The sequence below is a fragment of the Sorangiineae bacterium MSr11367 genome (assembly GCA_037157805.1).
Lineage (GTDB): Bacteria > Myxococcota_A > Polyangia > Polyangiales > Polyangiaceae > Pendulispora > Pendulispora rubella.
In genome coordinates this window covers 9,191,270-9,215,789 of the sequence record CP089983.1, presented here as the reverse complement: position 1 = coordinate 9,215,789, position 24,520 = coordinate 9,191,270, and the positions used below count along the sequence as shown (strand labels likewise).

General features: G+C 62.9%; 24 protein-coding genes. 7 read left to right on the top strand and 17 right to left on the bottom strand.

Going from position 1 to position 24,520, the window contains the following annotated elements; genetic code table 11:
- The 9 genes from LVJ94_35300 to LVJ94_35260 form a co-directional block, all read right to left on the bottom strand.
- Window positions 1-456: a hypothetical protein gene (locus tag LVJ94_35300; GenBank protein WXB02170.1), complete on the bottom strand. Its 456-nt coding sequence runs from the start codon at window positions 454-456 to the stop codon at window positions 1-3.
- Between the two features lie 12 nt (window positions 457-468).
- Window positions 469-999 carry a hypothetical protein gene (locus LVJ94_35295; protein ID WXB02169.1) on the bottom strand — a complete coding sequence of 177 codons (531 nt, stop codon included), beginning with the start codon at window positions 997-999 and terminating at the stop codon, window positions 469-471.
- Window positions 996-1,181, bottom strand: coding sequence for a hypothetical protein (locus LVJ94_35290; GenBank protein WXB02168.1), 186 nt, complete (start codon window positions 1,179-1,181; stop codon window positions 996-998). Before LVJ94_35290 ends, LVJ94_35295 begins: the two co-directional genes overlap by 4 nt.
- Entirely contained in the window at window positions 1,178-1,498 is a 321-nt protein-coding gene (locus LVJ94_35285) for a hypothetical protein (GenBank protein ID WXB02167.1), read from the bottom strand. Before LVJ94_35285 ends, LVJ94_35290 begins: the two co-directional genes overlap by 4 nt.
- Complete coding sequence (locus LVJ94_35280) at window positions 1,495-1,830, bottom strand: hypothetical protein (protein ID WXB02166.1); 336 nt, start codon at window positions 1,828-1,830, stop codon at window positions 1,495-1,497. Before LVJ94_35280 ends, LVJ94_35285 begins: the two co-directional genes overlap by 4 nt.
- The gene (locus LVJ94_35275; GenBank protein WXB02165.1) at window positions 1,823-2,344 is read right to left on the bottom strand and encodes a hypothetical protein; all 522 of its coding nucleotides are present in this window, start codon (window positions 2,342-2,344) and stop codon (window positions 1,823-1,825) included. The genes LVJ94_35280 and LVJ94_35275 overlap by 8 nt, the downstream gene beginning before the upstream one ends.
- Window positions 2,341-2,700 carry a hypothetical protein gene (locus LVJ94_35270; GenBank protein ID WXB02164.1) on the bottom strand — a complete coding sequence of 120 codons (360 nt, stop codon included), beginning with the start codon at window positions 2,698-2,700 and terminating at the stop codon, window positions 2,341-2,343. Before LVJ94_35270 ends, LVJ94_35275 begins: the two co-directional genes overlap by 4 nt.
- A 45-nt stretch (window positions 2,701-2,745) precedes the next feature.
- Window positions 2,746-3,117 carry a hypothetical protein gene (locus LVJ94_35265; protein ID WXB02163.1) on the bottom strand — a complete coding sequence of 124 codons (372 nt, stop codon included), beginning with the start codon at window positions 3,115-3,117 and terminating at the stop codon, window positions 2,746-2,748.
- Window positions 3,118-3,484: 367 nt separating this feature from the next.
- Window positions 3,485-4,510, bottom strand: coding sequence for a hypothetical protein (locus tag LVJ94_35260; protein WXB02162.1), 1,026 nt, complete (start codon window positions 4,508-4,510; stop codon window positions 3,485-3,487).
- Between the two features lie 618 nt (window positions 4,511-5,128).
- Between LVJ94_35260 and LVJ94_35255 the strand changes: the two genes are divergently transcribed.
- Entirely contained in the window at window positions 5,129-5,428 is a 300-nt protein-coding gene (locus tag LVJ94_35255) for a hypothetical protein (protein WXB02161.1), read from the top strand.
- Here LVJ94_35255 and LVJ94_35250 read toward each other — a convergent pair.
- The 4 genes from LVJ94_35250 to LVJ94_35235 form a co-directional block, all read right to left on the bottom strand.
- A complete protein-coding gene (locus tag LVJ94_35250; GenBank protein ID WXB02160.1) occupies window positions 5,413-5,787 on the bottom strand; it encodes a hypothetical protein in 375 nt (124 codons plus the stop codon). The two genes, LVJ94_35255 and LVJ94_35250, sit on opposite strands and share 16 nt — an antisense overlap.
- 9 nt (window positions 5,788-5,796) lie before the next feature.
- Complete coding sequence (locus tag LVJ94_35245; GenBank protein WXB02159.1) at window positions 5,797-6,099, bottom strand: hypothetical protein; 303 nt, start codon at window positions 6,097-6,099, stop codon at window positions 5,797-5,799.
- A gap of 115 nt (window positions 6,100-6,214) precedes the next feature.
- The gene (locus LVJ94_35240; protein WXB02158.1) at window positions 6,215-7,504 is read right to left on the bottom strand and encodes a VWA-like domain-containing protein; all 1,290 of its coding nucleotides are present in this window, start codon (window positions 7,502-7,504) and stop codon (window positions 6,215-6,217) included.
- The gene (locus LVJ94_35235; GenBank protein WXB02157.1) at window positions 7,501-8,643 is read right to left on the bottom strand and encodes an AAA family ATPase; all 1,143 of its coding nucleotides are present in this window, start codon (window positions 8,641-8,643) and stop codon (window positions 7,501-7,503) included. Before LVJ94_35235 ends, LVJ94_35240 begins: the two co-directional genes overlap by 4 nt.
- A 581-nt stretch (window positions 8,644-9,224) precedes the next feature.
- Here LVJ94_35235 and LVJ94_35230 point away from each other — a divergent pair.
- The 6 genes from LVJ94_35230 to LVJ94_35205 are packed head-to-tail and all read left to right on the top strand — an operon-like array spanning window position 9,225 to window position 20,593.
- On the top strand, window positions 9,225-15,362 hold the full coding sequence (locus LVJ94_35230) for a hypothetical protein (protein WXB02156.1): 6,138 nt from the start codon (window positions 9,225-9,227) through the stop codon (window positions 15,360-15,362).
- Between the two features lie 34 nt (window positions 15,363-15,396).
- Window positions 15,397-16,641 (top strand): hypothetical protein, encoded by a 1,245-nt coding sequence (locus tag LVJ94_35225; GenBank protein ID WXB02155.1) that lies wholly within the window; start codon window positions 15,397-15,399, stop codon window positions 16,639-16,641.
- Complete coding sequence (locus LVJ94_35220; protein ID WXB02154.1) at window positions 16,638-17,267, top strand: hypothetical protein; 630 nt, start codon at window positions 16,638-16,640, stop codon at window positions 17,265-17,267. The genes LVJ94_35225 and LVJ94_35220 overlap by 4 nt, the downstream gene beginning before the upstream one ends.
- A gap of 35 nt (window positions 17,268-17,302) precedes the next feature.
- Window positions 17,303-19,318, top strand: a complete 2,016-nt coding sequence (locus tag LVJ94_35215; protein ID WXB02153.1) for a hypothetical protein — start codon at window positions 17,303-17,305, stop codon at window positions 19,316-19,318.
- Window positions 19,315-20,271: a hypothetical protein gene (locus LVJ94_35210; protein WXB02152.1), complete on the top strand. Its 957-nt coding sequence runs from the start codon at window positions 19,315-19,317 to the stop codon at window positions 20,269-20,271. The genes LVJ94_35215 and LVJ94_35210 overlap by 4 nt, the downstream gene beginning before the upstream one ends.
- Window positions 20,216-20,593, top strand: a complete 378-nt coding sequence (locus LVJ94_35205; protein ID WXB02151.1) for a hypothetical protein — start codon at window positions 20,216-20,218, stop codon at window positions 20,591-20,593. The genes LVJ94_35210 and LVJ94_35205 overlap by 56 nt, the downstream gene beginning before the upstream one ends.
- Before the next feature lie 489 nt (window positions 20,594-21,082).
- Here the strand turns inward: LVJ94_35205 and LVJ94_35200 are convergent, their stop codons facing one another.
- The 4 genes from LVJ94_35200 to LVJ94_35185 are packed head-to-tail and all read right to left on the bottom strand — an operon-like array spanning window position 21,083 to window position 24,491.
- Window positions 21,083-21,520, bottom strand: a complete 438-nt coding sequence (locus LVJ94_35200) for a hypothetical protein (protein ID WXB02150.1) — start codon at window positions 21,518-21,520, stop codon at window positions 21,083-21,085.
- Window positions 21,513-22,622: a hypothetical protein gene (locus LVJ94_35195; GenBank protein ID WXB02149.1), complete on the bottom strand. Its 1,110-nt coding sequence runs from the start codon at window positions 22,620-22,622 to the stop codon at window positions 21,513-21,515. The genes LVJ94_35200 and LVJ94_35195 overlap by 8 nt, the downstream gene beginning before the upstream one ends.
- Window positions 22,619-23,830: a DUF418 domain-containing protein gene (locus LVJ94_35190; GenBank protein WXB02148.1), complete on the bottom strand. Its 1,212-nt coding sequence runs from the start codon at window positions 23,828-23,830 to the stop codon at window positions 22,619-22,621. Before LVJ94_35190 ends, LVJ94_35195 begins: the two co-directional genes overlap by 4 nt.
- A complete protein-coding gene (locus LVJ94_35185; protein WXB02147.1) occupies window positions 23,814-24,491 on the bottom strand; it encodes a hypothetical protein in 678 nt (225 codons plus the stop codon). The genes LVJ94_35190 and LVJ94_35185 overlap by 17 nt, the downstream gene beginning before the upstream one ends.
- Window positions 24,492-24,520: the final 29 nt, after the last annotated feature.

The following is a 24,520-nucleotide window of genomic DNA, read 5'->3' as shown; positions in this document are numbered from 1 at the left end:
TTACCCTCCCATTCGTTTGACCTGGAGCGCCATCGGTCCCAGCGGCACGGTTCCGATCGGTCCTGCCCCACGTCGACCGCCGATCGGGGCGTTTCGATCGGCGGAGGCCCCCGGCAGTGGGTACTCATCGAGTTGCCCAGCATCCGCCGAGGAGGTGTCGGTCTCGAGGGCCGCGGTCAGAGTCGAGATCGCGCGCGCCAAGTCGTCGGCTTGGATGATGATGCGCCAGCCGAAGATCAATTGGCCTTCCGCAAGGAAGTAGACCTTTGACGTATCGACTTTGAACCCATGCGTCGCGGTATGGATGACGCGCATCGCGCGAACCCACGATGCCATTGCTGTGTTTTGGAGGCGGCCGAGGAACGAGAGACGTCCATCTCCCTCCACGACGGTTTCTGGCACCACGTTGAACGTTGCGGTGCGAAGCACCCGGAAGAGATCGTCGCGAGCAGACAAGGCCTACGTCCTCTATCCTTGGGAAATCACGATTTTGTACGACTTTTGGATCTCGGCGAATGTCGCTTGCCGGCCATAGCCTGCGGACAAGAGAAGGACGTTGTCTTCGACGAGCCGGTCTGGCAGGACGGGGAGTCCGTGAAAGTCGCCGGCCAAGGCAATCGCCGTCGCCCCCTCGTACCATCGCCACAGATGCGAGGCGGGGCTGGCGACCCACGCGACGGGGCAGAGGTGGTCGCGTGCGGCCGCTGCGAACATCTCCCCTACGACGGTCGCGGCGTGGGTGCTCTTTGGCATAATTTCTACGACCTCGCCTTGGCGCACTACGGCGTAGGGCATGAGTGCCTCGAAGTCGATCTCGAGCGGCGCCCGCTCCTCTCCTTGCCGAAGGAAGTGCGTGATGGTGATTTTTCCGCGCGCGTCGATGCGTACCTCCTGAAGGCGTGGTCGCCGGAGGGCGGCTCGCACGGCATGCATGAAGCCTTCGACGCCGGTCCCTTTCGGGATCTCGATTGTTTCCTCGACAGGCATATATTCCGTCATGTCGCCTCTTTATTGGGCGGCTGTTTCTTGCGTTGGTCGTGTTCTCTCACGACCCATTCGAGGGCGTCCTCGAGCACGCGCGTGAAGGTTACCTGCTGTTCGGCGGCGACCCGTTTTGCGTCCGCAAAGAGGAACGGGTTCACACGTGCATGGACATGGTGCTTTTTGAACGCGCCCCTCATTGGAATCGGCCCTTTGCTTCGAAGGCGAACAGGACGTCCGGCGCGCGGAGCATGCCCACTTCGTCCTCCCCGTGCTCACTTAGGATTCGGCGAACCGCCTGCCCGGGCAGATGCTCGAGGTGCTCGCGGTAGAAGGCAACCCGATCGCCCGGCTCCAGGCCGACCGGTGCTCGGCCGATGCCGACGACCTTCCCCGGTCCCACGCGGAGGACCGTCGCGGTTCGCACGCGCGCCGCGCTTGGGGCATAAAGAGAGCCACACATTTCCGAGAGCGGGTCGAGGCGCACGAGAACCCAATCGTGCAAAGGGCGAATCACGTCTTCGTCTCCCCGCCGAATACGTCGACGTCGGGAACTTGTGCGCTCTCGGCCCGCGGGCCTATGATTTTTTGCGTGATCTGCCTCGCAAGCCACGTGTCGGGCTTGAGCTGCCGCAGGGCGGCAGTCCACGCCTCTCCGGTCGGATGGAGGTACAAGTCATCGCCGACTTGAACGGCGATATTGTAATGGCGCTTGCCTTCGTCGTCGTCGTAGACCACGGCGTAGTGCTTGGCCTCGGCGACCGCATGAACCGTGTTGCGGCTCGTTCCAGGTTCGCTGCGCTGACCTGCAGGAATCCCAACTCCAACGTTTCGTACCTGACTAAACATGCTGGTCCTGCTCCTGGTCGAGGGGCTCTTCTGCCGATTGCGCGGGCTCTGCGAGCACGCGGGCCGTGTACGAAATGGGCGGCGCGATGCGGTAGATGACGGCGCCCTCGGCTCCAGCGCCAAAGTAGACGCGCGTTCCATTCTCGAGTTCGACGTGTTCGATGCGAAATCGCGCCGCGCAGGAGACGTCTTGGCCGGCGACGCGGCGGATTGGACTCGATTGCAGGAGCGCACGCACTTTGGACGCCGTGCAGGACTGCTCCTCGGGAAGTCCGAGACCGTTGAGCGCTGCAAAGGCCTCCTGTGGGGTCACCTCGACGACGCGTGCAGCTTCGAGGGCGCCCGGACTGGCTTCGTGCTCGATCAGGCCTTTTGCCTGCTTTCCGCAGGTGGCGCAGCGAAAGCCGTCGGGCCATTCGGTGGCACGTGGGCCGACCAGCGTTTCGGTCTCGGCATCATCGCCGAGGACGCGGAGGACGAGGCCGCAGTGGGGGCACGCGATGAGGGGGATCATAGCTGCGGAACTCCGTCCTCGTCGGGCCCTTCGGAGCGAGCCGGCGGGCGGACGACCATCGGGTAGCCCAGCTCGTCGCTCGAAACACGGATGGGCGTCGCCGCTGCCGGCTTGGCCGCGCGTGCATCGCTCAAGTCGTCCTGGCGCGGGCGCTCTTCGATGAGAGGAGCCGGTTCCGCATCGTTGGTAGACACGGCGGCTGATTCGGCAAAGCGCCGCACGATCGCTTCGGCGCTCGCATCCGAGACGTCGGCTCGCAGCAATTCTCCATCTGCCAGGCGCAATACGATGTAGTTCCGGACGCGTCCGGACTCCAGGTCGAAATCCTGCGAAAGCGTGGCGAGCGTTACTTGCATCGGGAGAGATGGGAGCCGGTCGGCAATGCGACGCGGGCGGTCGGGTTAGGAAGCATGTCGGGCTTTCTCTTGGCGTTGACGCTCTTCGATGACCGCGTTTGTCGCCGCACGGACCATCGCGACGAGGTAGCGGGCGAGAGACTGCACATCAGGTTCGGGTAGAAATCCCCATTTCTCGAGGACGCGGGCCATGCTGGCGGCAACGTCGCGTCCAAAGACGGCTCGCAGGTCAGTGAAGAAGGCCCGTGCCATTTCCTCGCTGGACCCTGACTCGTGAACGAACTCGTGGACGTGAAGCTCTTCGCGCACACCTTCCCATCCGCATAGCTCGCAGCGCGCCGGCGCTTGGGCAAGCGCCCCCACCTCCAGGCAAGCACTCGAGCATGCGGGGCAGAAAAAGGCCTTATCGGGCGTCATCGATCCGACCTCGACGTGTTGCCCGCGCGCGCCTTGAGACGGCTATGCATCGACGCCTCCCATAAGGGACGGATTGTGAGGCTGCCTCGAGCAATCTCGCTGCGCAGGTGTTCGATGGAATCCTCGTGTTCGCGGCGTTTTTGCGCCGCGAGCCATGGAAAGGCGAGATGGTGATACTCATCGAAGGCCTCCACGGCCTTTTCCTTGTTCACAATCGCCTGTGCGAGAGCGCGAAGTCGTGCGTGCTCGACCTGCTCGAGCCGTAGCACGTAGAGAATCAGCACAGACTCCCGAAGCGACCCCTTTTGCGGCGGCTCGCGCAGAGTTTGAAACAAGAGGCTGGCCCGTGCCCAACCTTCGGGAGTCTCTAGCCATTTCCCAACTTCACCGCGACGCAGAGTTTTCGAACGCGCTGGTCGAACCAGCCGTAGTTGATGGTGAGGCTCGCGAGCACGTGAATGTTTTGGTCCAACAGCCGATCGAGCTTTCCCCAAAAGAGCGTGTTGTCGAACTTGTGGCTGTGATCCCGGTGATCGGGAAGCGGCAACTTGTTGATGGCGCGCAGGCCCACCGCCAGAGTCATGAGCTGGAATTTGTCCAAAAAGTATCCGCTCGTGACATCGAGGGCGCGGCTCTCATCGAGGACCATGCGCTTGAGGGCAAGATCGGTCCTTCCCTCCATCGATTCGAGCTCCGCCTCGAATTTTCCGGGCACAACCTTGATGACTTGGGTCACATACCCGTTCATGACGAGATCGCCGATGTCCATCTCCATGGGATCGAGACGGGATTCGATGAGCGCTCGTTGCTCCTCGTTGTTCAAAGGGTCCTGCGCCATCGCTTGGCGAAAACGGTGAAAGTCGAAGTGATCGAGCTTCTCGAGGACACGCTTCATCGCCTCGCGCTCGGCGGACTCCGTCTCCGGCCCCGCGTCGGCGTTGGCCGGGGGGGGCGAGGCTTCGTCTCGTTTCGCGTCTCGCGCCTTTTCGAGCTCCTCGATGGTTTTCAAATCGCGGAGCGTTTCGGGTTTTAGGCCCGGACGCCCTGTCGCGAGTTCCTGGGGAGCAATGCGTTGACCATTGCGCAGAACCCCGTACTTTCGCGCGAGTATGGGTTGGCTCGAGGCGTAACGCGCGCCGGGCCCATCGCGGTACGCCGGATCGCGTGTCGCCACTTCGGGAAGGAGGTCGTGCGGTAGCAGGGCTGGGATCCGCTCCTCGAGCTCCTGGCGGGGAGACGTAGGGGGACCCGCGGCGACGGGACCTACGTCCCACGGGGGAACCGCCGCTTGATCTGCCATCGTGAGGCCCGTCTTCGCCTCGGCATCGAGCCGCGGAATCGGCGGGGATGGGCCGCCGCTGACGGGCCGCCGGTACGTGCTGCGACCCTGCATCGCGGCTTGATACGCGATGGCTGCTGGGTCGGGACTGATTGGCGCTGCACGGTTGGGAGGATCGCTTGCCATCGGACGGCGCCACATTGCGATGGATGTGCGCGACCGAGAAACATGGCCACACACATGGTTGCGACATAGACATTCGGGGATGTGCGCCGGTAGCCGGCGGCGCTCGAACGCGCTCGGTCGGTCCAATCCTAGGCAGGTGGGATGACGTCGTCGCTCGCCGTGACCGGCGAAGGAACGGCGACCACTCTCATTTCAGTGCGTCGGCATACTGGGCACCTGGCGTATTCGAACGCGGCTGGGTCAGGCGGCACGATGTCGCCGAGCTGAAGTCCCGCACTGAGAGCTTGCTCGAGCAGACGTTGACCACGGCACGTGGGATAGGTGCATGCCAGGGCATACGTCGCGTAGAGCGGATGGATGGGCGTCATGGCAGCGTTCGACGATGCCGGAGACACGGCGAACGTAGGAAGGGGCGCCGGGATTGTAACCGCGCAGCCATCCAAGTCCATCGCATCGCGTGCGGCAACTTGTCTCGAGCCCGTGGAGCATCGATACCACGCGCTGGATGTTGACCCGGGGATCCACCAGCGTGGCAATCCGCTTCGGATGGCAGGACCCGTAGATCTGGCCGAGGCCGACGGAGCACCCTCCGGCAGCTTCGTGGTTGACGGCGGTAGCCGTCCAACGGCTCTCGAGGTGAACGATTGCAAAGATCACCCACGGATCGATGCCGTCTGCTTCTTGGGTCACGATTTGGGCGTACGTCTCGGCCTTCTCCTGCGTCAGGGTTGGGTTGGTGCGGAGGATTTCGAGGGCAAGGTGGGCTTCGAGGAGCATAGCGACGGCGACAAGACCCGCCGCGCACCCCAGAAAGGAAGCCCCTGTTCCGGTCAGGCGCGGAAGTAGAGCTCGATTGGTGTCCATCCCACCACCGCGCCGGGATCGGTGGTCACCAGCACGTTAAGCGGCTTTCGAGCCGCCTTCTTCAGGACTTCTTCGACGTCGATGCGTGCGATGGGTCGCGAAACGAGTTCGAGGGAGAAGCGCATTTGTGGCGGCCAGGTTTGCGGGAACTCGACCGTCGGTGGAATGGGCCAGTCCGCCTCCTGCCATTGGATCCAGAGTTGATGGCGCTGAATGTCGTTCGACGCCTCGATACGCCGAAGGAACGCATCGATGTCGCGTAGAGCGTCCGGCGTTGTCGCCGACTTTCGCGCGAGGGCGACGAGGCCCTCGTATTGTTCGTTCGTCAGCACGAACGCCATGGCGCGCTCCTACGGGTCGAGGACTCCCTGCGCATCGAGCACCTCACGGATAAAGCCCCGCGCCACGTCGCATGGACGGCAGGTGACGTAGTGTGCCCCGTTCAATGTGGCTCCCAGAAGCTCCGTGGTGGCGAGTGTCTTTGCGAATGGCCGGTCTACACGCGGCCCTGCGGCCCACGTGGCGGCGATGAGCAGGCCGGCCTGCGAGACCGACACGTCGACGTTGGAGGCGCCGGTGGCGCGCTCGATGGTTCGGACCCACGCGCCGAGGCGGCGCGCGAATCCGGAAAGGAGAATCGCATCGCGGTCCACGGTCGAAGGTCTAGTTCGGGGGCGTGTGAAATCCCTCACGCCATCTCGGGGTTAGAAAGAAGCGCGACCGCGGATGCGGCCACGTTCCTCCCCAGCCGGAGCTGGTTGATGGGAGTCACGAGTGCGGGGAATCCGCGACCCATACGGGTCGCCCCCACGCCGCGGGCCTTCTCGTGTGCTCGCCGATCAAGCACCAAACGACCTGGAACTTGGGAGGCTCGACTGGGGCCGCCCCATCTCCGTCCGTGAAGTAGACGACGAGATCCGGGAATGGTTCCAGCTGGTGCGCGCGCGCGAGCGCGGGGCGAAAGTCCGTGCCTCCGCGGCCTGAAATGCGCAGGTTTCCCACGAGGCTTCGCGGCGAAACCCGCGCGAACGGCCGAGCGAGAACGGCGTCTGCCTGCGCGAGCCATACCTCGTCCAGATCCATGACTCGGGCAATGCGCGCGGCTTCTTGCATCGCCTTCTGGAAAAGCGGCAGCGTCATGGACCCGCTCGTGTCGATGACGAACGCCACTTCGGGCGCCCAGTCGACGAGGCCAGGACGGAGGACTCCACGCAACAGCGATCGTCGCGACGGTCGTCGTAGGGAGTAATCGGTCGCCCCCGACCGGATGCGCCCGACCGAGGCTGCGATCGCGCTCGAGAGCTCCTCCTGCCAGGTGGGTAGGCGCGGGGTGAGCTCGACGTGCGCCCATTCAACGAGGTCCGCGGGGACCGAGCCGTGCCCCGCGGTCTTCACGTGCTCGCGAATTTGTACGGCCACTTGCCGGCGGAGTCGCTCGCGAGCGGATGCCGAGCGCGCGTGTTCACGATCCAGCTCTTCTTCGATCTCCTGGCGATAGGGCGCTCCCGAGATGCCCCCGCAGCACCCGCCGCCGGGGATGGCGGGCGGGCCTCGGTGAGGCTTGGGCGAAGCAAGTTGCTTCGCGGTTGCTTCCGAGCTGCTGCGGGCTTGGTCGCCGTCGCCGGGCTTCTTCGGCGCGTCGTGAGCGTCGGCTCCACGCGCGGTGAGCTGGTCGTAGTAGACCTCCGCGCTACAGGCGGCCGGGAGCCCAAAGCTGTCCGGGAAGAGGAACCACTCCGGCAAAGGCCATTTCGCCCGCAGAAGCAGGTCATTGGTGGCGAGGTCGGCTGCCTTATTCCATAAGCGCGGTTCGCGGTGCTGGCGGCGGGCTGGGTGACCGAGGAGAAAGTGCACGATTTCGTGCGCCAAGCCGCATGCGACGTCGGCCTCGTCCTCCCTATCGACGAACTCGGGATCGTAGCCCAAGACACCCTTCGCCGTGACAAACATGGTCTTGCATCCCTTGACGGCGACGTACACGAAACCATGCAGGGCGCTGCTCCAGTAGGGCGCCTGCTCTTGCACCAATCGGCGCGCGAGCGCGAGCCTTTGGCTCAAAGACGGACCTCCAAGATCCCGGTCCGCTGGAGGCGCGCGAGCGTCTGCTTGGCCGCATTGGCCACGGCCTTGTCGCGGTGCTTCGCTCCGTAGCTGGTCGTGAGCCTCGCCGCCTGCTTCCATGCGACGTCGACCAGGCCGAGGTCGCATGCTTCACGCAGGCGGGCCCACGCCTGCTCGAGCACGTCACTGCGCGGCTGCTCCAGGGCGTAGGTGACCATTCCCGCGTATGCGCCGGTGCAGATGTCGATCCTTCCGGCGGATGGCGACCACTTGCCCAAAAGTACGTCCTCGGGAGATGGCAGATCGGATTGGGCAACGAACTCCTCGTACTCGTCGCCGGGGCCTGTCCCGACGATCGCGCGGACGAAGTCGAACATGGCGCACGCCTCTCCAAGTGCCTCGCAGGTCGCAGCCGCACGGATCGCCGTGTCCCACGAACGAGGGCTGGGCCAAGCCTTCCCACGGTTGGGATCGTCCTCGGGTGGCTGCTGGTGCAGCAACTCGGGGCGTCGCCGCAAGAAGGCACAATGAAGAGCCACGTGCTTTGCATAAACGCGCGGCCATGCATCGTGAACGCGCCGCTCCGCGGCATCGACGTTCAAATGCTCGACGGTGAGGCGCCCCTCCCTGTACGCAACGTACTCTTCGATGTCCGGCACTTCGACGCGCAGATGCGCGAGACGATTGCCGAGCGTTGTCAGGATCGCATGGCCCCCGTCACCCTCCTCAATGGAATTCGATGCGAGAAAAATGCGTATGTTCTTGTGCATCGTCACGTCACCGATCTGGCGTTCGAGCACCGCGGACAGAAGAGAAGCCTGCACCGCTCGCAAACCTTTGCTGAGTTCGTCGAACAGCAGTACCCCACCTCCCTCGGCATTGAGGTCACGAACGGCCTTCACCCCGCACTCCCACTTCACCCCGCCCCTCCCGTCGGGGACGGGTAGTCCCGCGAAGTCTTCGGGCTGTTTCGTAGGGATGTTGACGACGCGAAAGGGCAGTCCTCGCGCCCTGGCCGCGCTTTCCACTCTGGAGCTCTTGCCGACCCCCGGGGGGCCTTCGATGAGGCATGGAAGGCCCATTCCCTTCGGCATTGGGACATAAAGCGCAATCGAGATCACCTTCTCCAAATTCATGAATCATCTCCTTCGCCGGTCGCGTGGTGCCTGTGCTCACCCTGGGGAGGCGATCGACGTCTGCGTTGTCGCTCGCCCTGGGCGTTTGCGGCGTCGCTCGTGCCGAGTGCCCACTCGAGTAGCCCGTTCAGCAGACCTGCAAAGAAGGCCCACAAAAGCGTGCTCATGACATGACCCTCCTGGGGACACGCATGGACGTGTCCAAAACCCTTATGCCGGCTGGGCACGTATTCTGCGTTGGCCACAACGCCGCCTAGGCTGGGTGCACAGGCAACATGGCCGAGATCGACCCGCAGCAAACCTTCGTGCATCTCAAGGAACGAGTCCTTGCCGGAATCGCGAGCCACTTTCCCATTGAGGGGAAGTCGCAATCGCTCCATCTCGAAGGCCTCGAAGTCCAGGATGACCTTCGATCGGATGACTTTCGGGGACAGCACGAAGCCAAGGTGAGCGGGCAGAGTTGGTCTGTCCCTGTCTATGCGCGGTTGTCGCTGCGGGACTCAGCGACAGGGCGCGTTCTCCATCAGCGCCGCATGAAGGTTGCTGAAATACCGAAAACGACGCCTCGACAAAGTTACCTGGTGAACGGCCAAGAGTACCAAGTGGATAGCCAATGGCAGTTACGGCCAGGGGTGTACACGCGTCGTCGAAACAACGGCGAGCTCGAAACCACGTTCAATGTTCTCGGCAAGCGGTCGTTTGACGTCATTCTCGATCCCGAAACGAAAGTCTTTCAGCTCGAGTACGGGAAGACGCACGTTCCCATCTACCCGATTCTGCGCACGCTCGGTGCCGATGACGCGGAGCTCGAGCGAGCGTGGGGGAAGGACGTCGCGCATGCGAACAAGAACGCGCGCCTTTCTGCGACGGCGCTCGAGCGGATGTACAAGGCAGACCGGCGCGTGGCGCCTCCTTCGCGCGAGGCCGCAGCCGAGCACGTGTTCCGCACCATGGCTGCCTCGCGTCTGCGACCCGACGCCACCGAGCTCACGCTCGGGAAACCGTTTACAAACGTTACCGGCGAAGCCCTGCGCATTGCCACCGAGAAGATGCTCCGTGTTCAGAATGGACATGCGGAGGACGATCGGGATTCGTTGCTCTTCAAGGATTTGCGAGACGTTGGTGACTACGCGTACGAACGACTCACGAGTCCGGAGCAGAAAAGGGCGCTGCAGCTCAAGGCTCTGCGCAAGGTGAATTCGGCCAAGGAGGTAGGCGATGTCTGGAAGTCGGATTTTCTGACCCGGCCAATTAAAGACGTATTCTTAAAAAACGCGGCCGCGCGCACGGCGACACAGATTAATCCGCTTGAGATGATCTCAAGCGCCCAGCAAACGACCCTGCTCGGCCCAGGCGGAATTCAATCCGAAAGGAGCATCACCGACGAAGCCAAATTTGTGAATCCGAGCCACCTCGGGTTCTTGGACCCTATTCATACGCCCGAAGGTACGAAAACAGGGGTCACCCTTCGCTTGCCACTGGGCCTGCATAAGGAAGGGGCCAATCCAACCATTGCCGTTTACGACCGCACGACGAAGCGGCATGTCCGCATCACGCCTCGCGAGTTCATGCGATCCAAGGTCGTGTTGCCCGATCAGGTACGTTGGGAAGATGGTCATCCGGCCCCTCTGACGGACAAAGTGAAAATAGCCGGCGATGGCAACACCATTCGCGACGAGCGCTTCGATCAGGCGCGCTACGTCATGGAGCACGCGAGCCAACTTTTCAACCTGACGAGCAACCTGATCCCCTTTCTCGGCAATACATCAGGAAACCGTGCGTCCATGGGAAGCAGGCAGATGGAGCAGGCCATTTCACTCGTTCACCGCGAGGCACCGCTCGTGCAGGTCTCGAGCGGAGTGAGGAGCAAGGACGGGCAGACCTTCGAAGACATCGTCGGAGGCCTCGCATCGCACCGGGCGCCCGCGGCGGGACGCGTCACGACCATCACTCGGGATGCCATCCATCTCGAGGGCACGGACGGCAAAAAGCACGCTGTCTCCCTCTACGACCATTACCCGCTCAACGATCTGAAAAGCGTGCTGCATTCCACACCACGTGTCCGCGTTGGCGATCACGTGAGCGCCGGCGACACCCTTGCCGACACCAATTATTCGAAGAATGGAACGCTGGCATTGGGAACAAACCTGCGTGTCGCCTACATTCCATACAAGGGTTACAATTTCGAAGACGGGATCGTCATTTCCGAGTCTGCAGCGAAAAAGCTGTCGAGCGAGCACTTGCACAAGCCCGAGGTGGCGCTCGACCCCAAAATGACGGTTTCACGTCGCGCGTTCGAGCTGGAACACCCGACGGCTTTCTCGCGCGCGCAACTCGCGAAGGTGTCAGGCGATGGGATCGTCGAGGTGGGAACGAAGGTGCTTCCGGGTGACCCTCTCGTGCTCGCGACGAAGCCCGTCGAGCTGAAGGATCGCACCGGCCTTGCGGCGATTCGACGAAGCATGTCGGGCAGCCATACCGACAAATCGCTGCGATGGGACAGCGACGCGCCCGGCGAAGTCATCGCAGTCCATCGAGGCAAGGACCGCATCGCGGTTCATGTAAAAACGGTCGAGCCCATGGACGTGGGCGACAAGATGGCGGGCCGTTATGGCAACAAGGGCGTGGTCGCCGCCGTCCTTCCGGATAGCCAGATGCCTCACACCAAGGACGGGCCGATTGACGTCGCGTTGAATCCTTCGGGGATTCCAGGCCGTATGAATCTGGGTCAGGTGCTCGAAGTTGCGGCGGGCAAGATCGCCGAGAAGGTGGGTAAGCCCTACGTCGTTCGAAACTTTCAACCCGGTGTCGATTTCCGCGAGAAGATCGAGCGTGAGCTCAAGGCACACGGGCTGAGCGACCAGGAGGAGCTCTACGACCCGGTGACCAAGGTCTCTCTCGGCCGCGCCCTCGTCGGGCCGCAGCACATGCTCAAATTGGTGCATCAAGTTGACAAAAAGCTGTCCGTGCGTTCGGGGATGACCCTCCCAGGCCGCGGCACGGAGCACTACGATCTCAATCTTCAACCCTCGGGGGGTGGGTCCTCGGGCGGCCAATCGATGGGGACCCTTGGAATGTATGCTTTGCTCGCGCACGGGGCGCGGGCGAACATCCGCGAGATGCAAACCCTGAAGTCCGAGGGGGCGGATCCGGAGACAAATCCGGAGAAGCGATGGCCGAGTCTGCACAACGCGGCGTGGGCCGCGATTCAAACAGGCTTCCCTCTCCCGCCGCCGCGCCCGACATTCGCGTTCACGAAGTTTACGGAGATGCTCAAGGGAGCCGGCATCAATGTCGAAAAGCACGGCCACGAACTGGTGGCAAGCCCATTGACGGATAAGCACATTCTGGATCTCGCCAAAAATGCGCTGCCCAAACCGGCGGAGCTTCTGCAGATCGGGCGCACGGGAGAGGTCGAACCTCGCCCGGGCGGCCTCTTCGACGCGAAACTCACGGGGGGCCATGGGGGGCGAAAGTGGTCGAGGATCGCGTTGGCGGAGCCCTTGCCGAATCCGATCTTTGAAGGGCCGATTTGCCACCTCACTGGCTTGAAGAAGGCGGACTATGACGCCATTGTGAGAGGGGAAAAGTCGCTCTCTGCGTCTGGAAAAGTAGGCCCACTGGGTGAGGGACCGACGGGCGGAAAGGCCATCGAGGAACTCCTCGGGAAGATCGAGGTGCCGCGTGCGCTCGCCGATGCCAAGCGCGATCTTACCGCCGCCAAGGGAGCTGCCAATGTGGATAAGGCGTTGAAGCGTGTGAAGTACCTCGGCGCCTTGTCGGAACTCGGGATGTCACCCAGGGAAGCCTATGTGCTGCATCATCTTCCTGTCATGCCGCCGGTCATGAGGCCCGCCACGGTCATGCCAAATGGCAATTTGAAATACAGCGACGTCAACGGCCTGTATTCCCAATTTGGCCAGATCAACGAACAGCTCGGCGATGCTGGGCTCGGGCGACATCTCACCGATTCTTCGAAGCGCGAGCTTCGTGCCGACTACTACGACGGCGTGAAGGCGCTCATGGGGGTCGGCGTGCCGTACGCGGACGCGTCGCACAAGGGGATTCTGCACACAATCGCCGGCGCGCAGCCCAAAAATGGCTTCTTTCAGAACGTGTTGATGAACCGCCGGCAGGACTTGACGATGCGCAGCACCATCGTGCCCGAGCCCGCCCTCGGCCTCGATGAAGTTGGATTGCCGCGCCACGCTGCGCTCGATCTTTTCCGGCCGTTTGTCATTCGAAAGCTCGTCGACATGGGCGCCGCGCCAACGGCGCTGGATGCGCCCAAGTTGCTGGCCGAGAAGGACATTTCGCCCGTGGTCTGGAAGGCCTTGGACACCGTCATGGCGGAGAGGCCGGTACTGATGAAACGCGACCCAGCCTTGCACAAATACTCCGTACAGGCTTTTAAGGCTCGCGTCGCGTCTGGCAACGCGATCCAGATCCACCCTCTTGTTACCGGTGGGTTCAATGCCGATTTCGACGGTGACACGACGAGCATCTACGTCCCCATGGGCGACGATGCCGTCCTCGAGGCGCATAAAATGATGCCCTCGCGAAACCTTTTTGCAGAGGCGACCGGAAAACTCATGTACCAGCCCACGCTTGAATCTGCGCTTGGGCTCTACCGCCTTTCTCTCGCCGGCAAGGGTGAACCAAGATCCTTTGCGCACGCGGGAGAGGCCATCGAGGCGGTTCGGAAAGGGGTGCTTCGACACGACGACCGGATCGCCCTCGATGGGCGCACGACGACACCCGGACGGGTTCTCTTGGCCGCGGCGCTCCCGACGGCGTTGCAGAACGACGTCCTTTACAACCTGGATCGTCGGCTCGACCGAAAGGGCCTTGACCGGCTGCTCACGGAAATAGCAAAGAGCCCCGGCGTCGACTATGGGCACGTGGTGAATCAACTGAAGGACCTCGGCAACGGCGCGTCGTTCGGGGCCGTGGCCATTCCTCGCCCCACGTCCGCCGGTCATGGGTTGACGTTTTCGGGCAGTGCCGCGGGGCTCGACCCGAAAGCCCACGTGGTGGTTCCCATCGGCACGCATTCACTCGGTCTCGCCGACTTCAAAACCGACAAAGCCGCGCGTGATCCGATCCTTCTGAAAGCGACCAAGGCGGTCGAGACGATCGAGAAGGACCCGTCGGCGACGCGGGCCCAGCGGGACCAGCGTGCCATCCAGGTTTGGCAGGATGCGTCGGCGAAGATGAAAGAGGCTCACGAGAAGAGCCAAGAGGCGAACCCCTCGAACCTCTTTTTGATGCTACGGGCAGGCGTGAAGCCGGGCTGGGACCAATACCAGCAGATGCTCCTCGCCCCGATGCTTTTCCGGGACTCTTCGGGAAGAACGCTGCCGACACCGGTCACCCGCAGTTATGCCGAAGGTCTCGATGTTGCCGGCTATTGGCATCAAATGCCCGGAGCGCGGCGAGGCAGCGTGCAGAAGGTGCAGGAAGTTCAGGAGCCGGGCTACATGAGCAAACTGCTCATGAACAACATGATGCACATGATCGTTTCCCGCCCAGACTGCGGGACAGCGAAGGGCATTGCGCTGCCGATTACGGAGGCCGACGTCCACGACCGCTACCTCGCCGAGGACCTGCACCTCGACGCGGGCAAAGCGGGAGAAGCCATCCATCTTTCACGCGGGACGATTCTATCGCCAGATGTGGTGGCCCATGTGCGCGCTCGACATCCCGAGGCACATGTGTCCGTTCGCAGTCCGCTTCAATGTGAGGAGGCCCATGGCCTCTGCCAAACGTGCGCGGGGCTGTCCGTTTCCGGCCAGAATCACGGAATCGGCACGAATCTGGGGGTTCTGGCCGCGCACGCTGTGGGGGAACGGGCCATTCAGCTCGCCCTCAAAAGTTTCCACACCGGTGGTGTCGTCGAGCACGGTGGCGGATCAAAATTACTGAACCAGTTCTCCCGCTTCGAGCAGTTGATGAAGTTGCCCGAGAAGATTCCGGATGCAGCGAGCATCGCGATGAAGACGGGCAAGGTCACCCGCGTCGAGCCGACGGCGACCGGCGTGACCGTCACGATTGACGGAACGCCGCATCACGTCGGCAAGGATGCCTTGGGGCGGCCGTTGCACGTGGGGCTTTCGACACCCGGCGCGGGCTACCAGCCATGGAAACCGCCGACGGTTGGAATGCATATCGAGGCGGGAACGCCGCTGAGTGATCCGAATCGCACGGTGGTGAATCCTCGCGATCTTTTTCGGGCGACCGGGAGCATCGACCGCGTGAGAGACCACCTCACCTCAGAGGTATACGGCCTCTACCGAGACGAAGGCGTGCGACGCCGCGCGATCGAGACCGTGGTGAGGGCCATGAGCGACCTCACGCGCGTGGAGGACCCGGGTGATGATCCGCATGTTCTGCGAGGGGAGTTCCGCTCCCTCAGCGGAGTCCATGCAAGGAACCGCGAGCTCGAGAAAGAGGGCCTTCGTCCGATCGAACATTCCCCCACGCTGAAGGGCGTGGAGACCATGCCTTTGAGCCTGCAGGAGGACTGGCTCGCCAAGTTGCAGCACCGTGATCTGCGCGACACGCTCATGCAGGCGGCGGCCACAAGAGGGGTCTCGAACATTCACAGCCTCCATCCCGTCCCCGCCATGGCATACGGCGCTGAGTTTGGGCTTAATCGTGCGCTTGCCGCCCAGCCGGGGAGAGGACATCTCGCGAACGTTCCGGAGCACCATTACTGATAACCGGCGTCCGCGTGCGAAGGCTGCCAGAGAGATGGGTAGCCGTTTTCGAACATCGTTCACGCATCGCGAGGGGACCGATGCACCGGTCATCGTTCAAGGGCGCGTGGTCAATGTCAATTTGAAGAACTGGACGGTGGACGTCTGCTCGCAGTTTGACCGCAAACGCTATTTTGACGTGCAAGTGGCATCGCCGTACCTCCATTACCTGGGCGGCGAGGGAATCTACGCCGTCCCCGAGATCGGAGCGACTTGCGCGATCTGCGTCCCCGGTGATAGCTCGCCGCCCTTTGTCCTTACGTTTCTGATGCCGCACGAGGCGGTCAATAGCTCGAGTTCGGAGGCACCGGATGGCACCCGTTCGCGGGGCGATCGGGCCCAATACGCGACCGACGCAACATTTGGCGGAGGCCGTCCGATCCCGAAGCTGGGCGATATCGCGCTGCGAACGAGGGACGGGAACTTTGTGACCCTGCATCGAGGCGGCGTCCTGCAGCTCGGCGCGACCGAGCTCGCGCAGCGCATGTTCATCCCATTGCAAAACCTGGTCACTGACATTGCCGAGAATTACGCGATGCACAGTGCCGGCGGCTCGATCGTTTGGGGGCTCCAGGATGGGCCATCCGTTCAAAACTCGCCAACCCAGTACGTTCACACGTTTCGCGTTTTTGCCAACGAGCAGTACGCTGATATTCGACTTACGGTGGGCAAGGTCGAGAGCCCGCTTGCGGAGCCCGACGGCGGTATTTCTCTGGCCTCAGGTGGCCTTGGTTCCGGCGAAGGCAATCCGGTCATCTATGAACTCGCGGTTTCTCCGAGAGGATTCGTGGGCGAAAGTGGCGATGCGGCCTCCGCGGGCAGCGGCAAGGCAAGTGTCCTCAAGTTCGTATTCGATCGGGCGGGCAACGTGTTCTTTCGTTGCGCAGGGACGGTCACATGCTCGGTGAAGAAGAAGCTTGTGGTCTCGTGCGCGGGTGGCATCGCGCTCTCCACTGACGGCGCGGGTAGCATTGTGACGCGCGACGGAATCGATATCGACGGGGGTACCTACGCGCACCTAAAAGGAGGAATCGTCCGTCTCGGTGCTGGCGTCACGCCCGTCGCTCGTTTGGCCGATCTCGTCACGGTCCCCGTTACCGCGATGCCCGTATTGCTCGTCTTTGCCAATCCCCCCATTCCGGGCACGCCTGTACAGGCCGTGCTCACGACCGGGGTCGCGGGCGCTCCGATGCCTCTCGTGGGCAGCATCACGAGTGCGAACCAAAAGGTGCTGGCATGACGACGAAGGTTCTTGGGTCATATCGTCTTGCCGAAGTGAACATCGGTGCCGCGGGCGCGCTCACCGTGCTCAATCCTGCCCTGGGCCAGCTCGAGCTCCTGGTGCACGCAGGGCTGGGATCCGTGCTGGGCGATCTGGCCGCGCAACTTTCGGCGGCGCTCTCGCTCCAATCGCAGATTGCTGTTCAGATCGCAAATCCTTTGGCCGCGCTCGAAGAGGCATTGCGTGCGGCGGTCCAACTCGTGGCGCAGCTGACCGCGACCCTCGCTGTCGGTATTCCGGTCATTGCCGTGCAGGCAAGCGCCTCTGTCGGGGCGACGGCGGCCCTCGCAGCAAAGGTCGGCGGGCTGCAAGCCATGATGGACGCGGCGCTCGCCGTGAAGGCTCCGGCCGAAGCTTTTGTCGCGGGGCTTGCAGGCCATTTGAGCGCAGGGCCGATCGTGCTTCTGTCGGTGGGCGCGGACGAGGTGCCAGACACGCTTTCGTCAGCGGGGCGTGCCATCGATGCGCTTTGCCAGGGGGGCGTGGAGGGCATCGCTCCGCAAGAGCAAGTCTACGGCCTTGTCCTCCTGACCAAGGCCCCTTCCGCGTGGGCGGCGCTCGGCGCCACCATGCGCACGTCCTAGGGCGGAGTGCCCGAAGGCAAGGAGACGCGCAAGCCGTGGACCTGTTCATCGAGACATCCTTCGAAAAATCGTCCTCCGCCGAAGTGGCCCTGTCGGAAGATCCCAACGCATGGCCGAGCGAGGTGCTGCAACAGCTCTTCAAGGCCATGCCTTTCGTCGCAGACTTCGAGCCCCACGTTCAACTCGATCCCGTGGACGGCGAGCGAGGGTACGGATTCGGGGCGATTCAGGTCACGAACAAGACCGAGATGCAGCTCGGTACGCCCGAGGAGGCCATGCAAGAGGCCGGAGTGCGCTCGGCCAAGATACCGATCGTCATCCGTGATCGCATGCTCCAGCCGCTCGACCTTTTGGTGACGGACAATTCGGAAATGCTTCCGTTGACCGAGGCGCGCCTTCGCCAAGCGATCTTTCGTCCACAGATCTTCGACATCACCGGCACCACGCCGGGGGACATGTCGATGATCGGGCAGCTGTACCCACCGTATCGACAAAACTACGGGTTTGGTGGAGGCGGTGCGACCATGAGCGCGGGACCGATGGGGAAGGAGGGACGCCTCGTGTCGTCCTCCTCTCCCGAGCTCCTTACCGCGATTGCCCCGACCATCGAACGGGCCCACTACGACGAATGGAAGACGGCACTGGCCGAGAAGGGGCTTCAGGCGGCGTTCGTCAAGAACGCCCACGCGCGTCCTGCAGTCGCCATGTTGCTCGATTCGGAACCCATGGAGGGCCGCTACAAAATGGCCGAAGCCATCCTCGGACAGGTTAAGCCCGACGTCGCGCAGCTTGTGCGCATGGGCGAAGGCGAATACCTCGTCAAATCTGCGAGTGCGCGACTGTGGATGGTGCGCCAGGAGCGCATGTCGCGCCCGGAGGCCCTGCGCGTGTTCGGGCAAAAGACCGTGCTCGCGGCGGACATCAGCGGCTCGGCGACGCTGACCGCGGACGGCGCCGACGGCGCCGACGACGAAGAAGACCATCTCGAGGACACTCCCGCGCTCGTGAGTGAATTTGGGATCTATCGCGTCGAGGACCTGCGCGGTCGCTCTCTGGTTGGGTACGTGTTTCCCGCCTTGCTCGACACCGACGGTACATCGCTGCCAATCAGCCTCTTTACCGATGGCTCCGAAGCGGCGGTTCAGGGAGAGATTTTTGGGGTGCGCGTGGAGGGCGGGGCCAGCCTCTTCGAGGGGGAGCCGCGTGGCCACGGGGCCTTCTTTCGGACTTTCCCCGATGGTCACGGCGAAGCAACCCTGCCACTGACGCTGGAAGCCTCCCTCGGCAGCGGGCAAGGTGTTTCGTACCTAGGAAAAACCTTCACCGAGCGCGAGATCGACGTGCAGATCACGCCCGACGTTGCGCACGTCACCGAGGCGGGCGGCGCCATGCTCATTCCATCGGACATGCAGTGGCTCTCGCTGGACGAGACGTCACCCGTCATCCTTGCGTCGGCGAGGACGAAGACCGCAGAGGCCAAGGCATTTCTCGACTCGGTCACCATTCGCGCAGGCGGCGAGGGATCCTTCTCCTTCCAGGGCGCGCCGCTCCGCAAACTGGGCGCGGAGGCCTGCTCCTTTCTGGAAACCGACGACGCGCTCTTTCTGCTCGGTGCACTCGGTGTACCGAGCGAGGTTGCTGCGCGGAAGCTCGCCGAGGCAACCACCGGCGCCCGGCCCGTGACTGTTGGCGTGCGCCGCACGATCGAGCCGATTGGAAAAGCAGGCGAGCAGGCCAAGAAGCTGGCCGGCGAGCGCTTGCAGCAGCTTCCCAATCTGCGCAGGTCTCTTGTGAAGGAAGCGGGCGAGATCCCCGACCCGGTCGCGGTCGACACCGTTCTGGCCCTCGGCTTCTTGAACCCGGAAAATATTCGGACGTTCATTGAGTACCTGCCACGGATTGACAATGCGCAAAAGAAGATGTGCGAACTCTTGCTCGCAGCGCGCCTCGGTTTGCGTGACGTGCCAGTCGCCGCCATCGAACGCGCCATTCGGACGACGGAGGAGGTGATCGAAGGGCTGCGCATCATTGCATTCCAGACGTCGTCATGATTCGAAGCCCCGCCGAGTTTTACATCAAATTTCTGATCGTCTCGCCGGAGAACTACGAGAACGACGCTATCGAAAAGAAGCTCGAGTGGACCGGATTGGACTTTATCTCCCAGGAGTACGTCGATGGATTGCGGGACAGCCTCGCACCGCCCCGGCCCTTTCACCCGCGCGACCCTCTGCACGACAAGAGCCAGCGTTTCCTTTACAGGGAAGGACTGCGGGCCCTGTTCTTCCCGGACGACGATATGCGCATGGCGCAGAATGTCCTCGGCAAGCGGCGCGCGAAAGAATTCATTGAGACGATGCTCTTGTCGCATGCACCCCTGGGTGCGATTGCCATGGGGGTGACCCGATACCGCGGCGTGGGATGTTCGCCCCGCGCCATCGAACTCTATCGGCATTTCTACTGGAACGTGGACCTGCTCGATGGGCCCGAGGTCCGTACCTTGCTCGAGCTCCGATACCAGAAGCTTCTAAGGAGCGACAAGCCGGTCGACAAAGCACTTGCCGCCGCGGCGAAGAAGGCGCGAGACCCCCGCCAGATGGCGGCCGAACTGCCCTTTTCGCCATTGGGTGCCATGTTGGCGCAGATGCGCATGGGCATCGTGCCTCGGGACATCCGTGTCGCGGAACGGGTCGTGGCCGCTCGCAATCTCGCGGTGATCCGTGCCGAGGAATGTCTTTACGCGTCGGCCGCGAAAGACGCGGCCAATTATGCGATCACCGCCAAGATCATGACGGAGCTGCTTGAAACCGTCCAAAACCCGGACGACCAGCTCAGGGCCGAGCTATCCACCATCACACTTCGCGTCGATTCGGCCCCGGTCCCCACGCTTCACGAGCTCACCCGAGGACTGCACACGGTCGACCTTCAACCCAGCGCCGATGGAGACGTCGATGACGAACACGATTCCGCCGCCCCCGCCGACGCAGCTCCCGATCCAGACGATTGACTTCGTTCACGTCGAAGAGTCCGAGTTCATCGCCGAGTACGGCATTTGCGGCGAGGACATCGTGTTTCACTTCTTCCTCCCCCAGGGTCGGAGCCTTCGGTATTGGACTCGTGATTTTCCGAAGGTTCTTGAACCTGTGGCTCGACGAGTTTTTCGGGCCGATTTTCCGCGTATTTGCGCCATGCACATTGTGGAGCCCGAGCTCGGTATCGACTCCTGGTGGTTCCGTGCGTACGGGTTTGGTCGCCTCCTGAACGCGCGGGGGCTCGCCATCAACTTCCTTGCCCAACTCGCCAAAGCCCTCGCCGTCGAGGCGGAGTAGGAAAGGCCCACGCTTCCCTCTCTACGGGCCCTCGACCACCAAGACACCACGTTCGAAACGCGCATTCGGGACGAAGTGAGCCTTCGCCACGAACGGCAGCTGCACCACAACCACCTCGTCCTCATTCCGCAGAAGATGCAGCGTGATCACTTCCTTTCGAACGCAATATCCCATTGGAACGTAATCCTGGCCACCCCACCGAAGGCGCGCGGGTTTCCAAAGTGTCAAGGCGTCGTCCAGGTTCATGTCGGTCGCGCCGGATCGGGATCTACAGCATGACGGAGCGCGGCGCCGCAACACCTGCCGCGGGCCACGAACCGTGGCCACCCGCTCGCGCCGTCGTCGTGAAAGCCTGCAGCCCGCCGCCATGCATCGATTCCGCGGCTAGCTTTTATCGCGATCTTCCCAAGTCGGCTCATGCTCGCTTCAACCTGACCATCGAGACCTCCTCCTTAAACAACACCAGGTGACGGACCACGTGGCGAACCATCAACGGTGCGCCGCCCATTCCAGAGCAATGGTGGGACTTCGGCGCAAACGCTGGGTGTCACACTCCATGTGTGCGCGCCAGATCCAAAGGAATAGGCAATAGGCCCCCACGCACGCGAGAACGAATCGGCATGCACGCACGAGCATTCGCCACAACTGCCTCGCGAGATGTCGCAGTGGGAATCGTTCGGCGTCGATTTCCTCGTCGATCTGCTTATCGACGGCCCGTGCCCTCCGCGCCGCCAAGGCGTGAATCCGCAGCACGTCCAGTTCGGGCGCTCTGTCGGCGATCTGCAAACCGAGTACCTGGGTCAAGGCCTCCTTCGACGCCAGAAAGGCCACGAACGCCTCCGTGCCAAAGGAGGCTTCGGCCTCATCGAGATCACGAGGGTCGACCAAAACCACCGACGGGGCCTTTCGGGGAGATTTCTCATTCATGATGGCTCTCGGGGGTAATTTGGACGGTCGGGACCGATAGCCCGATATGGGATACGGCTTGCAGAAGGATTGGCCCGTTGCGCGACGGGTCCGGCACCGCCACGGCGACCACCTCCACGCCTTCCTTCCTAAGCCATGGCAGCGCGCCGACGAACGCGCGGACCCCATACTGCTCCGCCTCGAGGGCGGGGAGTGTGAATGCCGCGCGCGCGCGGGGGTGAATGGCGTGGCCTGCGATGCGCACGCTGAGCGCCATCCCGGGATGATTCATCGTTCCGCAGCCGTCGGCGCGCAGCTCGAGCTCTGCGGCGGGCGACGTTCGTAGACGGCGAAGCCATCCGCGCGCTCGACGGTCGGCCACAACGCTCACGCGAGCGAGCCGTGGATGGCCCCCCACCACGATGCGGGCAATCTCCTTGTCCACGGCCGATGACGTCGTGATGGCGTCGTTGCCCACGCGCACATGGCGCAATGCCGGTAGCGTTCGGAGCGCTCGAGCGACGACCGCCGGCGCAGGCGCCGCCGACATCGACCCTGTTGCTTCCGGCGGTACGAACCACGCGACCCTTTCAAGCTGCCGATGGACGGCACACGCTTCGAGAAGTGGGCCACCGTAAATCCCCGAGATCACCCGCAGGGCACGAAAGACGGGGTGCGCGATGCCCAATTGAGAGGACCCGGTCCGTCGGCATCGCCCACCATGTACGTGCTCGAACTCGAGGCTTTCGATCGTTGAGAACGCGGGGTGACCCTCAATCCGCTTCAGATCGATGTCCTGTGCAAGGATGACAAGATCAGCGGGAAATCCACGCCGGAAGCGCACTCCCGTGGTGATCGGGGCGAGTGGGCCAAGCCAATGGCGACCATGCGCCGCGAGGAGCGCGGCCTCCCTCGCAGCCTCCTTCGAGGTGAGCGGGCGCTTCACCGCGGCCAACTGCAGCTGGATAAATTCGCCGTGTGGGTAGCCATGCTCGTCGGCCCAATGGGCATACTCGGCCCGCGCCAAATCATTGCTGGGCTCCTCGTACACCGCCTCGAGCCGCCAATTGCGTGCCACCCCGGACCTGTTGCGAGCCACCCCGGACAGGCGTGCTTCTTTCACGGCCCGCTCCGACGGAAGGACACGGCGGCGATCGGTTGCCGCTTTCCATAGGTGAGCGAGCGCCAGACCCATTCGGCCGGACCGAACTGAAAGCACCGAAGCCAGACATCACTCACAATGACTTGAATGGCGTAAACAAACAGGCCCATGAGCACCACATCCACAACGCCGCGCTGCCCCAACAGACCACGCCCGTACCCGTAGAAGATCGTGCTGAAGATGGCGGATTGCACGAGGTAATTCGTAAGTGCCATTCGCCCGACCGGGGCCAGTGTGAGCAGGCACGCACGCGGCGCGTTGAACGACAATAGAATCAGGAGTACCGCTCCGTAGCCCATCGCCAATGGGACCAACGTCATGTTCCATCCAAGCCGGAGAAGCACGGTTGCCGGCGCGTTGGAGGTCGGTTCGAATTCAAGAAGCGCCCGATAGATCGCGTATCCGCCGCCGATCACCAAACCGCCGAGAGCAACCCCAAACAACCATTCGTGTCGCTGCTCAAACCAGGCACGCCAGATAAAAATGCCGACAAGCACGTTGCCCAGAATCTGCGCCAACCCCCGAACCGCCAAGAAGTGGGCACGGAGGGTCACGATGTCGGGCGCTCGGAACGCCACCACTTGCCCATAGGTCCCATGCCCGTAGATGGACAGAGCCTTCTGATAATGCGCGACCGCCGCGGGTCCGCCTTGGGGCAGGAGCCCAGGGTACTTCCAGGCGATCAGAGGGAATACCGCGGGAAGTGCGAGGCCCAGCACCAGAAGGAGCGCGTCCGAGCGGTGAATCACAAGAAGTGAAAGGAATCCCGCCACCGCATACGGCATCAGAATATCTCCCTCCCAAAGGAACACGGCATGAAGGAGCCCAATGAGGAGCAGGACGGCCAAACGCCTCGCCAGAAGGCGCATCGCATCGCCGTCACAGCCCGCGCGCAGAACAAACATCGCAAGGCCCATTCCGAACAACATCGAAAAAAGCGTCATCGCCTTGTCCTCGACAATGGCGTAGAGAACGTTCTCGACCACTCTATCGGTATAGGACAGGCTTTCTTTGGGAGCGACACCGCGGGCATAGGCGAAAGGTTTGCGAAATCCGTGGACGAGGTTCATCACGAGGACCCCGAGGAGGGCCGCACCGCGGATCACATCAAGTTCCTCAATTCGGGTATGCGTCGGCCCGGGCCGTTCCGTATCATCGACGGAAATCATCGTTGTCTCCGAGGGAAGGTACTGCGGATGGCGTGGAGGGCCCAGACCGACGCGCAAGGGCGATCAGCAAGCGACAGGCGGGCTCGATGGTGCTCACGGGGATGAAACTCGACGACCACGCGATGAGCACACGCAATGTCGCCCCCTCGTCGATGAATTCCATGACCGCGGGCAGGTCGAGAAGAGCACGCCGCGTGGAAGGCGTGAGAAGCAGGGCGGCTCCCTCCGCGGAGCTCGCGCGGACAAGAAACTGATCATCGAATGGACGATCCCCCGTTCGGCACGCCGGCAGGTCCAAAGGCGAATTGTCTTCTCGGGCAAAGTACGGATAGCGCGCAACGACTCGATGGGGCCAGGGATCGGCTTCCGCAGCGATTTCGGCAAATGCGTTCGAGACGCCGGGCACGTACGCAAACGAACGGATGACGAGGTCAACCCCATCCACCGTGCCGCGGAGTTCGGGGTATTGGGGTGACGCCGATACGTTCGTGAGCCCATATTGCGCGGCGAACGCATGGACGTCCTTGGCCTCGCGACGCGGCAGTTGGCTGCGGACGGCTCGCACGACGACGTAAAGCAGCACGGCCAGTGTCAGCAGGCCGTACGCCAGCATTGCACCGAGCGGCGCGCCTTCTTGCTCACCCTGGGCCGTCCAGGACATGCGTAGCTCCTCCTTCACCATGGCCGTAT

Coding starts and splice junctions, on each gene's coding strand:
- LVJ94_35295 (WXB02169.1), bottom strand. CDS start 999: ATGACGGAATATATGCCTGTCGAGGAAACAATCGAGATCCCGAAAGGG.
- LVJ94_35290 (WXB02168.1), bottom strand. CDS start 1,181: ATGAGGGGCGCGTTCAAAAAGCACCATGTCCATGCACGTGTGAACCCG.
- LVJ94_35280 (WXB02166.1), bottom strand. CDS start 1,830: ATGTTTAGTCAGGTACGAAACGTTGGAGTTGGGATTCCTGCAGGTCAG.
- LVJ94_35275 (WXB02165.1), bottom strand. CDS start 2,344: ATGATCCCCCTCATCGCGTGCCCCCACTGCGGCCTCGTCCTCCGCGTC.
- LVJ94_35270 (WXB02164.1), bottom strand. CDS start 2,700: ATGCAAGTAACGCTCGCCACGCTTTCGCAGGATTTCGACCTGGAGTCC.
- LVJ94_35265 (WXB02163.1), bottom strand. CDS start 3,117: ATGACGCCCGATAAGGCCTTTTTCTGCCCCGCATGCTCGAGTGCTTGC.
- LVJ94_35260 (WXB02162.1), bottom strand. CDS start 4,510: ATGCAGGGTCGCAGCACGTACCGGCGGCCCGTCAGCGGCGGCCCATCC.
- LVJ94_35255 (WXB02161.1), top strand. CDS start 5,129: ATGGCAGGACCCGTAGATCTGGCCGAGGCCGACGGAGCACCCTCCGGC.
- LVJ94_35250 (WXB02160.1), bottom strand. CDS start 5,787: ATGGCGTTCGTGCTGACGAACGAACAATACGAGGGCCTCGTCGCCCTC.
- LVJ94_35235 (WXB02157.1), bottom strand. CDS start 8,643: ATGAATTTGGAGAAGGTGATCTCGATTGCGCTTTATGTCCCAATGCCG.
- LVJ94_35225 (WXB02155.1), top strand. CDS start 15,397: ATGGGTAGCCGTTTTCGAACATCGTTCACGCATCGCGAGGGGACCGAT.
- LVJ94_35220 (WXB02154.1), top strand. CDS start 16,638: ATGACGACGAAGGTTCTTGGGTCATATCGTCTTGCCGAAGTGAACATC.
- LVJ94_35210 (WXB02152.1), top strand. CDS start 19,315: ATGATTCGAAGCCCCGCCGAGTTTTACATCAAATTTCTGATCGTCTCG.
- LVJ94_35205 (WXB02151.1), top strand. CDS start 20,216: ATGACGAACACGATTCCGCCGCCCCCGCCGACGCAGCTCCCGATCCAG.
- LVJ94_35200 (WXB02150.1), bottom strand. CDS start 21,520: ATGAATGAGAAATCTCCCCGAAAGGCCCCGTCGGTGGTTTTGGTCGAC.
- LVJ94_35190 (WXB02148.1), bottom strand. CDS start 23,830: ATGATTTCCGTCGATGATACGGAACGGCCCGGGCCGACGCATACCCGA.
- LVJ94_35185 (WXB02147.1), bottom strand. CDS start 24,491: ATGTCCTGGACGGCCCAGGGTGAGCAAGAAGGCGCGCCGCTCGGTGCA.